The following is a 12,320-nucleotide window of genomic DNA, read 5'->3' on the forward strand; positions in this document are numbered from 1 at the left end:
AAGACCCATGTTCACCCGCCTCCGCGACGCCTGGCGCCTGTTCTCCGAGAAGCGCCCCGGGACCGCCCAGTTCGTCGTGTTCTTCGTGCTGAGCAACGGCATCACCGTGCTCCAGCTCGCGCTCATGCCCCTCATCAAGTGGGTCTTCGGCATGACCGCCCTGGTGGACGTGGCGTTCCAGGTGTGGCCGATCGGGACGAACCCGGACGGGTCGGCGTACTACGTGTTCGACTACGCCGCCGGCCCGCTCCCGGGCGGCGGCGGAGGGCTGGCATACTTCCTCGCCGTGCAGATCACCTTGCTGGTGGCGCAGGTGATCAACTTCTTCGCTCAGCGCAACATCACGTTCAAGTCCAACTCGTCGGTCGCGAAGGCCGCGCTCTGGTACACCATCGCGTACGTCGTCATCTCGATCGCGGCGGCTGCCGCGCAGGGCCTGTACAAGACCCCGATCTACGAGCTGTTCATCGACACGTGGGGCCTGGGCGCCGCCGGCGAGACCCTCGCGGACTTCACGACGATGATCATCAACGCGGCGATCTCGTTCTGGGTGTTCTTCCCGATCTTCAAGGTCATCTTCAAGCAGGTGCCCGAGGCGCCCGCCGCCCCGGAGGCGGAGCACGCCGGAGAGGTGCGTGCATCGTGACCCCGCTCCTGACCGTCGTCGTCCCGGCCTACAACGCGGAGCCGTACCTGGCGCGCGCCCTCGACTCGCTCGTCGGGTTCGGGCCCGAGGTGGAGGTGCTCGTCGTCGACGACGGCTCGACCGACGGCACCGCGGCGCTCGCGCAGGGCTACGCCGACCGGCACCCGGGCGAGGTGCACGTGCTCCGCAAGGCCAACGGCGGGCACGGCTCGGCGATCAACACCGGGCTCGACCACGCGCGCGGGGAGTACCTCAAGGTCGTGGACGCGGACGACTGGGTGGACCGCGCCGCGCTCGCACAGGTGCTCACGACGCTGCGCGGGTTCGTGCGCCGGTTCGTCGACCCCGGGAGCCCCGGCGCGGCACCGGTCGACCTGCTGGTGAGCAACTTCGTCTACGAGAAGGTCGGCAAGCGCGTCAAGACGACGGTCCGGTACCGCGGCGCGCTGCCGCGCGGGCGCGTGCTCACGTGGTCGCAGACCCGGCGCTTCGCCAAGCGGCAGTACATGATGATGCACGCCCTCATGTACCGGACCCAGGTGCTGCGCGACGCGGGCCTGCGGCTGCCCGAGCACACGTTCTACGTCGACAACCTGTACGCGCTCGTCCCGCTCGCGCACGTCCGGACGCTGTACTACCTCGACGTCGACCTCTACCGGTACTTCATCGGCCGCGAGGACCAGTCGGTGCACGAGGCGGTCATGCTCAAGCGCCTCGACCAGCAGCTGCGCGTCAACTGGCTCATGCTCGAGCACGTCTCCCGGACCCCGGTGACCGACCGGCGCCTGCGCCGCTACCTCCTGCACTACGTGGAGATCATCTGCGCGGTGTCGTCGATCCTGCTCGTGCGCGCGGGGACGCCCGCGTGCCTCGTGGAGAAGGAGCGGCTCTGGTCGCGCCTGCGCGCCCAGGACCCCGAGCTCTACCACCAGGTGCGCTGGTCGGGCCTCGGGCAGATCTCCAACCTCCCCGGCCCGGCGGGCCGGCGCGTGACGGTCCTGGCCTACCGGGTCGCGCAGCGCGCCATCGGCTTCAGCTGACCGTGCGGGCCGACGCCGGGGCAGGCGTCGGTGCCGCCGCCCGCCTCACCGGGCGGCGCGGCGCTGCTGCTCGATGAGGGGCCGCAGGCGGTAGGGGATGAGCTCGCCCATCGAGAGCGAGGTCTCCGTGCGCTCGACGCCGTCGATCGCGAGGATCGCGGCGTCGATGCGGAACAGGTGGTCGGTGTCGCGGCACGCGACGGTGACGCGCAGGTCGGCCGTCCCGCTGCGCCCGAACGCCTGCACGACCTCGGGGATGCGCGCCACGTCGTCGACGATCCGGGCGAGCTCCTTCTGCCGCACCTGGACCTCGACGAACGCCGTGAGCGGGTGCCCGAGCACGTGCGGGTCGATGCGCCGGTCGAGGTCGAGGAACGCGCCCTCGGCCTCGAGCCGGGCGAGCCGCGCCGCCACGGTGTTGCGCGAGAGCCGGAGGCGGTCGGCGAGCGCGACGATCGTCGCCCGCGGGTCGTCGGCGAGGGCGAGCAGGAGGTCGAGGTCGACAGCGTCGGCGCTGTGCATGGTGCTCACCCTAGCCGAGTGACGGCGGTCACACTGCACAGCGTGTCGGACGTCGGTGGAGCCATGTGCGCGGCAGGGGTTACGTTCGCCCTACCTCGGTCCTCGACGGTGAGGACCGGCTCCCCGAGGTGAGGTGGCGACGATGCCCAGCGAACCTGCGGTGCGGACCGGGCCGACGGCGGCGACCCCGCCGAAGGCGCAGAACGGTCACCGGGCGGCAACCCCGCGCGACGCACGAGCAGACCGGAAGAACGTGGCGCACGACGTGCGCAAGGACGTGCGCAAGGACGTGCGCGAGGACGGGCGTGCCGACGTGCGCGCGGACGTGCCGCGGCAGGACCCGGGGGACGGTGCGTCGATGCCGACCCTGCGCGTGCTGACCGAGGACGGCACGCGCCTCCCGGACCCCGAGCTCGACCGGTGGCTCGCCGACCTCGACCCCGCGGCACTCGACGACGACGCGCGCGAGACCGCCCGGACGACGCTCCTGCAGCTCTTCGAGGACATGGTCGTGGCGCGGCGCATCGACGCCGAGGCGACGGCCCTCCAGCGGCAGGGCGAGCTCGCGCTGTGGCCCCCGCTGCTCGGGCAGGAGGCGGCCCAGGTCGGCTCGGCGCGCGCGCTGCGCGACGACGACTTCGTCTTCTCCTCCTACCGCGAGCACGCGGTCGCGCGCGTGCGCGGCGCCGAGCTCGTCGACCTCGTGCGCGTGTGGCGGGGCGTCGCGGTCTCCGGGTGGGACCCGTACGCGATCGGGATGGCGTCGCCGCAGGTCATCATCGGTGCGCAGACGCTCCACGCGACGGGCTGGGCGATGGGCGTGCAGAACGACGTCGACGCCGGTCGGGTCGACGCGTCCGCCGGGCTCCCCGTGGGGGTCGCGTACTTCGGAGACGGCGCGATGAGCCAGGGCGACGTCAACGAGGCGTTCGTCTTCGCGTCCACGTACCGCTCGCCGGTCGTCTTCTTCTGCCAGAACAACCAGTGGGCGATCTCCGAGCCGGTCGCGCTCCAGTCGCGCGTCCCGCTCGCCGAGCGCGCCCGCGGGTTCGGCCTGCCCGGCGTGCGCGTGGACGGCAACGACGTGCTCGCCGTGCTCGCCGTGACGCGCGCGGCGCTCGACCGGGCACGGCACGACGGCGGCCCGACGCTGATCGAGGCCGTCACCTACCGCATGGGCCCGCACACCACGGCCGACGACCCCAAGCGGTACCGCGACGCGGCCGAGGTCGAGGAGTGGACCGGGCGCGACCCGCTCGCGCGGTTCGAGGCGTACCTGCGCTCCGTCGGCGTGCTCGACGACGCGGGGGCGGCCCGGGTGCAGGGCGTCGCCGACGCCGCGGCGGCCGAGCTGCGGGCCGGGTGCGTCGCGCTCACCGACCCGCCGCCGCTGTCGCTCTTCGACCACGTGTACGCCGAGCCGCACCACGCGCTGGAGCGCGAGCGTGCCGAGTACGCGCACTACCTCGAGTCGTTCGGCGACGGTGCGGAGGGGAACGACGGCGCGGGTGGGTCGGGCGCCGCGGGGGACCGGGCGGCGTCGGGCACGGGGGCGACCGTGACGGGGGTGGCGCGATGAGCACCCTCACCGTGGCGAAGGCGCTCGGCGCGGGGCTGCGCCGCGCGATGACGGACGACGACCGCGTGGTCGTCATGGGCGAGGACGTCGGCCGGCTGGGCGGCGTCTACCGCGTGACGGACGGGCTCCAGGCGGAGTTCGGCCCGCGCCGCGTGCTCGACACGCCGCTCGCGGAGTCGGGGATCATCGGGACGGCCGTCGGGCTCGCGTACCGCGGCTACCGGCCGGTGTGCGAGATCCAGTTCGACGGCTTCGTGTTCGTCGCGTTCGACCAGATCCTGTCCCAGCTCGCGAAGATGCACGCGCGCACCGGCGGGAAGGTGCGGCTGCCGATCACGATCCGCATCCCGGTCGGCGGCGGCATCGGCGCGGCCGAGCACCACTCCGAGTCGCCCGAGGCGCTGTTCGCGCACGTCGCGGGCCTGCGCGTCGTGTCGGTCGCGAACCCCCAGGACGCGTACACCGTGCTGCGCCAGGCGGTCGCGTGCGACGACCCGGTGATCTTCTTCGAGCCCAAGCGTCGTTACCACCTCAAGGGCGAGGTCGACCCCGACCCGGTGGACCCGCTGCCCATGGACCGGGCGCGCGTCGTGCGCGAGGGCCACGACGTCACGCTCGTCACGTGGGGCGGGCTCGTCGGGACCGCGCTCGACGCCGCCGTCGCGGCGTCCGACGACGGCGTGTCCGTCGAGGTGATCGACCTGCGCTCGCTCTCGCCCGTCGACCACGACACCGTCGCGGCGTCGGTGCGCAAGACGGGGCGCGTCGTCGTGACGCACGAGGCGCCGCGGCAGGCCGGGCTCGGCGCCGAGATCGCCGCGACCGTGACGGACCGCTGCTTCGAGTACCTCGAGGCCGCGCCCGTGCGCGTCACGGGTCACGGCATGCCGTACCCGCCCGCCAAGCTCGAGGGGCACTACCTGCCCGACCTCGACCGCATCCTCGACGGCGTCGACCGCGTGCTGGGGCGGGTCGAGCCGTTCGTGCCGGGTGCGGTGCCCGACGCCGGTTCGCCCGGCGGGGTCGGCAGCCAGACCGGGTCGGTCCTCGCTGCCGAGGCGGTGACCCGATGATGACGATGCGCGAGTTCCGCCTCCCCGACCTCGGGGAGGGCCTCACCGAGTCCGACATCGTGAGCTGGCACGTCCACGCGGGCGACCACGTGGAGCTCAACCAGGTCATCGCCGAGGTCGAGACGGCCAAGGCCCTCGTCGACCTCCCGTCCCCGTACGCCGGCGTCGTCGCGTCGCTGCACGCCGAGGAGGGCGAGACGGTGACCGTCGGCGAGCCCCTGGTGACGTTCGAGGTCGACGACGGCACCCCCACCCCGTACGGTGCCGAACCCGGGGATGTCGCCGGGCTCGGCGCCGCCACCGACGACAAGCCCGGGTTCGGCGTCGCCCCGGCCGGGGACGTGACTGCCGAGGGGGCGCAGTCGCCCGCCGGTCCGCCGGAGGCAGACGACGGACCGGAGCCCAACCTCGTCGGGTACGGCGCGCGGCCGGAGACCACCGGCCGACCGGCGCGACGCCGTCGGGCCCGCGCTGCCGACGGTCCGCCGACCCCCGCAGCGCACGTCGCCGCGCCCGTCGTCGAACCCGGGGTTGCGGTCACTCGCCTCGTCGAGCCCGGCGACATCCCCGGGTTCGGCGGCACGACGGCGCCCGGGGCGTCCGGCGGGACTCCCGGTCGGGTGGGCGAGCGGCCGCGGTCGACGCCGCCGGTGCGGGCGCTCGCGAAGAAGCTCGGCGTGCGCATCGACCGCGTGGAGGGCACCGGCCCGGCCGGCCTCATCACGCGCGACGACGTCCTCGCGGCGGTGAGCTGCCACCGCGACGTTGTGCGGGCCCCGCGCGACGCGCACGGGGCGGTACCCGCGCCGACGGCGACTCCACCCGGCCCGACGGCGGCCGCGGACGAGTCGCGAGAAGTGGCCCCGCGAGGCCTCGTCCGAGGGGCCACGTCTCCCGTCTCGGCAGCCTCGGGCGCCGCGCGGGCCGGGCTCGAGCCCGAGGTCGTGCCGGTGCGAGGGGTGCGCAAGCACACCGCGGCGGCGATGGTGGCGAGCGCGTTCACCGCGCCGCACGCGACGGTGTTCCTCGCGGTCGACGTGACGCGCAGCGTCGAGCTCCTGGAACGGCTACGAACCCACCGCCTCGCGCGCGGCGCGCGGATCACCGTCCTGGCGCTCGCGGCGCGCGCGCTGTGCCTCGCACTGCCGCGCCACCCGGCGCTCAACAGCGCGTGGCGCGACCTTCCCGACGGCTCCGCGGAGATCGTGCGGCACCGCCGCGTGCACCTGGGCATCGCGGTCGCGACGGACCGGGGGCTGGTCGTGCCGCACGTGCCCGACGCGCAGGACCTCGACCTGCCCGACCTCGCGGCCGCGCTCACCGACCTCACGGTCACGGCGCGCGACGGCCGGACGACGCCCGAGCGCCTCACCGGCGGGACGGTCTCCATCACCAACGTCGGGGTGTTCGGCGTCGACGCGGGCACGCCGATCCTCGTGCCGGGCGAGGCGGCGATCCTCGGCCTGGGTGCGGTGCGGCGTCGGCCCTGGGAGCACGACGGCGAGGTCGCGCTGCGCGACGTCGTCACCCTGAGCCTGTCGTTCGACCACCGCGTGGTCGACGGCGAGCAGGGCGCGCGCTTCCTCGCCGACCTCGGCGCGCTGCTCGAGGACCCGGCGCTCGCGCTCCTCGCGGGCGGCCCGGCACCCGGCGGCATCGTGCTCGGCCGAACCCTGGACGCCTCCCCAGGATCGGCCTCCACTGGGGAGCGATCCCGGGTTCGGCAGGGAGGGGCGACCGGATGACGGTCCTGACGAGCGCCGTCGACCCCGGGTCGGAGACGGCCCGGGCGAACGACGCCGCGCAGCGGGCGCTCGCCGACGAGCTGCGCGAGCGCACGGAGAGCGTCGCGCGCGGGGGTCCGGCGTCGTCGCGCGACCGGCACGTCGCGCGCGGCAAGCTGCTGCCGCGCGGCCGCGTCGACCGGCTGCTCGACGAGGGCAGCCCGTTCCTGGAGATCGCGCCGCTCGCCGGGTACGGCGTGGACGACGGCGCGTGGCCGGCCGCGGGGGTCGTCGCCGGGATCGGGGTGGTGAGCGGGCGGCAGGTCATGGTCGTGTGCAACGACGCGACCGTGAAGGGCGGGACGTACCACCCGCTCACGGTGAAGAAGCACCTGCGGGCGCAGGAGATCGCGCTCGAGAACCGGCTGCCGTGCGTCTACCTCGTGGACTCGGGGGGTGCGTTCCTGCCCCGGCAGGCGGAGGTGTTCCCGGACCGCGACCACTTCGGCAGGATCTTCTACCACCAGGCGCGGCTCTCGGCCGCGGGCATCCCGCAGATCTCCGCGGTCCTCGGGTCGTGCACGGCGGGCGGCGCGTACGTGCCCGCGATGAGCGACGAGACCGTCATCGTGCGCGGGCAGGGCACGATCTTCCTCGGCGGGCCGCCGCTCGTGAAGGCCGCGATCGGCGAGGTCGTCACGGCGGAGGAGCTCGGTGGCGGCGAGCTGCACGCGCGCCGCAGCGGCGTCGTCGACCACCTCGCGGACGACGACGAGGACGCGCTCGACACCGTGCGCCGCATCGTCGCGACGCTCCCGCTCGACCCCGTGCCCGCGTGGGACGTCGTGCCGAGCGAGCCGCCCGTCGTCGGGCACGACGACGCCCGATCGCCCGGGCAGGGAGCGGTGAGCGAAAGTTTGTACAGTGCTGTTCCTACCGATGTACAAGCGCCGTACGACCCGCGCGAGATCATCGCCCGGCTCGTCGACGGCAGCCGGTTCGACGAGTTCAAGCGCGAGTACGGCGACACGCTCGTCACCGGGTTCGCGCGCATCCACGGGCACCCGGTGGGCATCCTCGCGAACCAGGGCGTGCTCTTCGGGGCGTCAGCGCTCAAGGGGGCGCACTTCATCGAGCTGTGCGACCAGCGCGGCGTCCCGCTGCTCTTCCTCCAGAACATCTCCGGGTTCATGGTCGGCACCGACGCCGAGGCCGGCGGGATCGCGAAGGACGGCGCCAAGATGGTCACGGCTGTGGCGACGACGCGCGTCCCCAAGCTCACCGTGATCGTCGGCGGGTCGTTCGGCGCGGGCAACTACTCGATGTGCGGGCGTGCGTACTCGCCCCGGTTCCTGTGGTCGTGGCCCGCGAGCCGCATCTCCGTCATGGGCGGTCCGCAGGCCGCGTCCGTCCTCTCGACCGTCAAGCGCGACCAGCTCGCCGCGCGCGGCGAGTCGTGGGACCCCGACGAGGAGGCCGCGTTCTCCGTCGGCATCCGCGCCGACTACGACGAGCACGGCAGCCCCTACTACGCGACCGCGCGCCTGTGGGACGACGGCGTGATCGACCCCGCCGACACGCGCCGCGTGCTCGGCCTCGCCCTCGGCGTGTGCGCGCGCACGCCCCTCGCCGAGACCTGGACCGGTGACCGGTTCGGCCTCTTCCGGATGTGAGCCGATGACCTCCGACGCCCTCCACGACGCGACCGCCCGCCCGTCCGGCGGCCCCGGGTTCCGCGCGGTCCTCGTCGCGAACCGCGGCGAGATCGCGTGCCGCGTGATCGGCACGCTGCGACGCCTCGGCGTGCGGTCCGTCGCGGTCTTCTCCGACGCCGACGCCGGCGCGCGCCACGTGCGCGAGGCCGACGTCGCGGTCCGGATCGGCCCCGCACCCGCCGCCCAGAGCTACCTGGACGTCGACGCCGTGGTCGCGGCGGCGGTCGCGACCGGCGCCGCCGCCGTCCACCCGGGCTACGGCTTCCTGTCCGAGAACCCGGCGCTCGCCCGCGCGTGCGAGCGCGCCGGGATCGCGTTCGTCGGGCCGGGGGTTGACGCGCTCGAGGCGATGGCCGACAAGCTCGCGGCCAAGCGCATCGTCGGCGCGCGGGGCGTGCCGGTCGTGCCGGGAGCGGGCGAGCCCGGGATGTCCGACGACGACCTGGTCGCTGCTGCGGGCGCCGTCGGCTACCCGCTGCTCGTCAAGCCGTCCGCCGGGGGCGGCGGCAAGGGGATGGTCGTCGTGCGCGCGACCGACGACCTGCCGGGCGCGCTCGCGTCCGCGCGCCGGGTCGCCGCGTCGTCGTTCGGCGACGACACGCTCCTGCTCGAGCGGCTCGTCGAGGCGCCGCGCCACATCGAGGTGCAGGTGCTCGCCGACACGCACGGCACCGTGATCCACCTCGGCGAGCGCGAGTGCTCGCTCCAGCGCCGGCACCAGAAGGTCGTCGAGGAAGCGCCGTCACCGCTCCTCGCTCCCGCCCAGCGCGCCCGGATGGGCGAGGCCGCGTGCGAGGTCGCGCGGTCGGTCGGCTACGTCGGCGCCGGGACGGTCGAGTTCCTCGTCCCCGCCGCGAGCCCCGACGAGTTCTTCTTCATCGAGATGAACACGCGCCTCCAGGTCGAGCACCCCGTCACCGAGATGGTCACCGGCCTCGACCTCGTCGAGCTCCAGCTCCGCGTCGCGTCCGGCGCGCCGCTCGGGATCGCCCAGGACGACGTCGTGCTCCGCGGCCACGCCGTCGAGGCGCGCCTCTACGCCGAGTCGCCCGAGCGCGGATTCCTCCCGGCCACCGGGTCGGTCCTGGTCTACGACGACGGCGGCGTCCCCGCCGGGCCCGGCGCCTCGCCGCTGCGCCTCGACTCGGGGATCTCCGCCGGCGCCGTGGTGGGTGGGCACTACGACCCCATGCTCGCGAAGGCCGTCGCGTGGGGATCGACGCGCGAGGTTGCCGTGGACCGGCTCGACGGGCTGCTCGCGCGGACGGTCGTGCTGGGGGTCGAGACGAACACGGCGTTCCTGCGGTCTCTGCTCGCGGACGGTGACGTGCGGGCGGGGCGGCTCGACACGGGGCTGATCGACCGGCTCGTTTCGTCGGGGTCGGGGTCTTCGGCCGGGTCTGGCGAAGGGCCGTCCGACGGCGTCGTGTGGGGCGATCTCGTGGCCGCGGCGTTGTTCGTCGCGACGTCGGGTGGTGTCGAACCTGGGGTTGACGACAGGTTCGCCGCGGGCTCGCGCGACAACCCCGGGTTCGGCCGGGCCTTGGGAGCTGGCGACGACGATCCGTGGCGGGTGCGTGATGGGTGGCGGCTCAACGGTCCCGCTGCCGCGCGGCGGGTCGTGCTCGTCGACGCCGCCGGGGGAGCGCACGAGGCGCGGGTCTCCGGGGTGGCGGGGGACGCCGTCGTGCAGGTCCCGGCGCCGGACGACGGCGCGTGGCCGGGTACGACGACGCGCGCCGTGCGGGCGTCGATCGAGCGCGACCCCGGGGCCGACGGCGCGTGGTGGCTCACCGTGGACGGCGTCCGGGAGCGCGTGCGGTTCGCCCTCGACGCGTCGCCTGCCGACGGTGAGCCCGCCACGGTGTGGCTGTGGCGCCACGGGCGGACCGTCGCGCTGGCCGCCCCGGACCGCGAGCAGCGCGCCGCGCGGGCACGCGACGAGCGCCGTCGGGCCCGGGGGGACGCGCCCGGCGCGACGGATCCCGAGGTGCGCGCCGCGATGCCCGGCACGGTCGTGACGGCCGTCGCGGACGGCGAGACCGTCGCCGCCGGCGCCGTCCTCGTCACGGTCGAGGCCATGAAGATGGAGCACCCGCTCCTCGCCCCGCACGACGGCGTCGCGACGGTGCGCGTGCGCCCCGGCGACCTCGTGCGGCGGGACCAGGTGGTCGCCGTCGTCCACCCCCACGACTCCGGCGCGGCAGACCCCGCCGCCCCGGTCCCGCAACCCGACACCCAGGGAGCATCATGATCGAGGCCGACGTCCTGCTCGACGACGAGCAGCGGAAGCTCAGCCAGGTGGTGCGCGACTTCGCGGACAGCGTCGTCGCGCCCGCCGCCTACCGGTACGACACCGAGCGCCGCCTGCCGATGGAGATCATCGCGCAGATGGGGGAGCTGGGGCTGTTCGGCCTGCCGTTCCCGCGCGAGATCGGCGGCCAGGGCCAGGACTACGTGTCGCTGTGCCTCGCCGTGGAGGCGCTCGCGCGCGTCGACCAGTCCATCGCGGTGACGCTCGAGGCCGGGGTCGGGCTGGGGATCGTGCCGATCTTCCGGCACGGGTCGCGCGAGCAGCAGGAGCGGTGGCTCCCCGACCTGCTCGCCGGGCGGACGCTCGCGGCGTTCGGGCTCACGGAGGCCGACGCCGGCTCCGACGCGGGCGGCACGCGCACCACCGCGCGGCTCGACGGCGACGAGTGGGTGATCGACGGGTCCAAGCAGTTCATCACCAACTCGGGGACGCCGATCACGAGCCTCGTGACCATCACCGCCGTCACGGGCGAGCACGTCAGCCAGGACGGGGAGGTGCGCAAGGAGCTGTCGAGCATCATCGTCCCCGCGGGGACGCCCGGGTTCGAGGTCGGGCCGTCGTACGACAAGGTCGGCTGGCACACGTCCGACACGCACCCCCTCACGCTCACCGACGTCAGGGTCCCGGAGGGCAACCTGCTCGGCGAGCGCGGTCGGGGCTACGCGAACTTTCTCCGCGCGCTCGACGAGGGCCGTATCGCGTTCGCCGCGCTCGCGACCGGCGCCGCGCAGGGCTGCCTCGAGGAGGCGCTGCGGTACGCGCGCGAGCGCGTCGTGTTCGGGCGGTCGATCGGGGAGAACCAGCACGTCGCGTTCACGCTCGCGCGCATGCAGGCCCGCGTCCACACGGCCCGTCTCGCGTGGCTCGACGCCGCGCACAAGCTCGTCGCGGGCAAGCCGTTCAAGGCGGAGGCGTCGGTCGCGAAGCTCGTCGGGGGCGAGGCCGCGATGGCGAACGCGCGAGAGGCGTCCCAGGTCTTCGGCGGCTACGGCTTCCTCAACGAGAACGCCGTGGCGCGCCACTACCGCGACGCGAAGGTGCTCGAGGTCGGCGAGGGCACCACCGAGGTGCAGCTCATGGTCATCGCGAGGAGCCTGGGGCTGGACGGCTAGGGAGGGGCAGCATGCGCGAGGTGGTCCAGCGGGGCCTGTACTACGACGAGCTCGAGACCGGAGTGGTGTACCGCCACCGGCCCGGCCGTACGCTCACGGAGGCGGACGACGTCGTCTTCTCCACGCTCACCATGAACCACCAGGCGCTGCACCTCGACGCCGCGTGGGCCGCGACCCAGCCGTTCGGGCAGCGGCTCGTCAACTCGATGATGACGCTGTCCACGCTCGTCGGGCTGTCCGTCGGGCAGGTCACGCAGGGCACGATCGTCGCGAACCTGGGGTTCCGCGAGGTCGAGTTCCCGAAGCCGCTGTTCCACGGCGACACGCTCTACGCCGAGACGGAGGTCGTCGAGAAGCGGCTCTCCGCGTCGCGGCCGGGGCAGGGCGTCGTGACCCTCGAGCACCGCGGCCTCAACCAGGACGGCGTGCTCGTCGCGCGCGCCGTCCGCACCGCGCTCTTCTGGACGCGCGCCGCCCACGAGGAGGCGTCCGCGGCAGTGCCCGACGGCGCCCGGTCCCCCGGGGCGTCCACCGGACCCGCGGCTGTGGGCACGGCGGGTGCCGATCCCGGCGACAGCCCCGGGCCCGGCACCGG

At 74.4% G+C, this 12,320-nt stretch carries 9 protein-coding genes and 1 pseudogene; 9 read left to right on the forward strand and 1 reads right to left on the reverse strand.

Going from position 1 to position 12,320, the window contains the following annotated elements; genetic code table 11:
- Window positions 1–7: 7 nt before the first annotated feature.
- Both ACN9MS_RS01635 and ACN9MS_RS01640 read left to right on the forward strand, forming a co-directional pair.
- On the forward strand, window positions 8–646 hold the full coding sequence (locus tag ACN9MS_RS01635; RefSeq protein ID WP_426310428.1) for a hypothetical protein: 639 nt from the start codon (window positions 8–10) through the stop codon (window positions 644–646).
- Complete coding sequence (locus ACN9MS_RS01640) at window positions 643–1,686, forward strand: glycosyltransferase family 2 protein (protein ID WP_426310429.1); 1,044 nt, start codon at window positions 643–645, stop codon at window positions 1,684–1,686. Before ACN9MS_RS01635 ends, ACN9MS_RS01640 begins: the two co-directional genes overlap by 4 nt.
- Before the next feature lie 45 nt (window positions 1,687–1,731).
- On the opposite strand, the gene ACN9MS_RS01645 is transcribed toward ACN9MS_RS01640, so the two are convergent.
- Window positions 1,732–2,208 (reverse strand): Lrp/AsnC family transcriptional regulator, encoded by a 477-nt coding sequence (locus ACN9MS_RS01645; protein ID WP_047231804.1) that lies wholly within the window; start codon window positions 2,206–2,208, stop codon window positions 1,732–1,734.
- Window positions 2,209–2,566: 358 nt separating this feature from the next.
- On the opposite strand from ACN9MS_RS01645, the gene ACN9MS_RS01650 reads away from it, so the two are divergent.
- The 7 genes and pseudogenes from ACN9MS_RS01650 to ACN9MS_RS01680 all read left to right on the forward strand — a co-directional run.
- Window positions 2,567–3,787: a thiamine pyrophosphate-dependent dehydrogenase E1 component subunit alpha gene (locus ACN9MS_RS01650; RefSeq protein ID WP_426311793.1), complete on the forward strand. Its 1,221-nt coding sequence runs from the start codon at window positions 2,567–2,569 to the stop codon at window positions 3,785–3,787.
- Complete coding sequence (locus tag ACN9MS_RS01655) at window positions 3,784–4,860, forward strand: alpha-ketoacid dehydrogenase subunit beta (RefSeq protein ID WP_426310430.1); 1,077 nt, start codon at window positions 3,784–3,786, stop codon at window positions 4,858–4,860. The genes ACN9MS_RS01650 and ACN9MS_RS01655 overlap by 4 nt, the downstream gene beginning before the upstream one ends.
- The gene (locus ACN9MS_RS01660) at window positions 4,857–6,605 is read left to right on the forward strand and encodes a dihydrolipoamide acetyltransferase family protein (protein WP_426310431.1); all 1,749 of its coding nucleotides are present in this window, start codon (window positions 4,857–4,859) and stop codon (window positions 6,603–6,605) included. Before ACN9MS_RS01655 ends, ACN9MS_RS01660 begins: the two co-directional genes overlap by 4 nt.
- Window positions 6,602–8,257: a carboxyl transferase domain-containing protein gene (locus ACN9MS_RS01665; protein WP_426310432.1), complete on the forward strand. Its 1,656-nt coding sequence runs from the start codon at window positions 6,602–6,604 to the stop codon at window positions 8,255–8,257. Before ACN9MS_RS01660 ends, ACN9MS_RS01665 begins: the two co-directional genes overlap by 4 nt.
- A 4-nt stretch (window positions 8,258–8,261) precedes the next feature.
- Window positions 8,262–10,553 carry an acetyl/propionyl/methylcrotonyl-CoA carboxylase subunit alpha gene (locus ACN9MS_RS01670; RefSeq protein WP_426310433.1) on the forward strand — a complete coding sequence of 764 codons (2,292 nt, stop codon included), beginning with the start codon at window positions 8,262–8,264 and terminating at the stop codon, window positions 10,551–10,553.
- Window positions 10,550–11,725, forward strand: a complete 1,176-nt coding sequence (locus ACN9MS_RS01675; RefSeq protein ID WP_426310434.1) for an acyl-CoA dehydrogenase family protein — start codon at window positions 10,550–10,552, stop codon at window positions 11,723–11,725. The genes ACN9MS_RS01670 and ACN9MS_RS01675 overlap by 4 nt, the downstream gene beginning before the upstream one ends.
- 11 nt (window positions 11,726–11,736) lie before the next feature.
- A pseudogene (locus ACN9MS_RS01680) lies at window positions 11,737–12,213 on the forward strand (MaoC family dehydratase); the annotation flags it as partial.
- Window positions 12,214–12,320: the final 107 nt, after the last annotated feature.

Source organism: Cellulosimicrobium sp. E-16 (assembly GCF_049913115.1).
GTDB lineage: Bacteria > Actinomycetota > Actinomycetes > Actinomycetales > Cellulomonadaceae > Cellulosimicrobium.

Excerpts from the sequence above, each read along its gene's own strand:
- ACN9MS_RS01635 (WP_426310428.1), top strand. The coding sequence starts at position 8 with ATGTTCACCCGCCTCCGCGACGCCTGGCGCCTGTTCTCCGAGAAGCGC.
- ACN9MS_RS01645 (WP_047231804.1), bottom strand. The coding sequence starts at position 2,208 with ATGCACAGCGCCGACGCTGTCGACCTCGACCTCCTGCTCGCCCTCGCC.
- ACN9MS_RS01650 (WP_426311793.1), top strand. The coding sequence starts at position 2,567 with ATGCCGACCCTGCGCGTGCTGACCGAGGACGGCACGCGCCTCCCGGAC.
- ACN9MS_RS01655 (WP_426310430.1), top strand. The coding sequence starts at position 3,784 with ATGAGCACCCTCACCGTGGCGAAGGCGCTCGGCGCGGGGCTGCGCCGC.
- ACN9MS_RS01660 (WP_426310431.1), top strand. The coding sequence starts at position 4,857 with ATGATGACGATGCGCGAGTTCCGCCTCCCCGACCTCGGGGAGGGCCTC.
- ACN9MS_RS01665 (WP_426310432.1), top strand. The coding sequence starts at position 6,602 with ATGACGGTCCTGACGAGCGCCGTCGACCCCGGGTCGGAGACGGCCCGG.
- ACN9MS_RS01670 (WP_426310433.1), top strand. The coding sequence starts at position 8,262 with ATGACCTCCGACGCCCTCCACGACGCGACCGCCCGCCCGTCCGGCGGC.
- ACN9MS_RS01675 (WP_426310434.1), top strand. The coding sequence starts at position 10,550 with ATGATCGAGGCCGACGTCCTGCTCGACGACGAGCAGCGGAAGCTCAGC.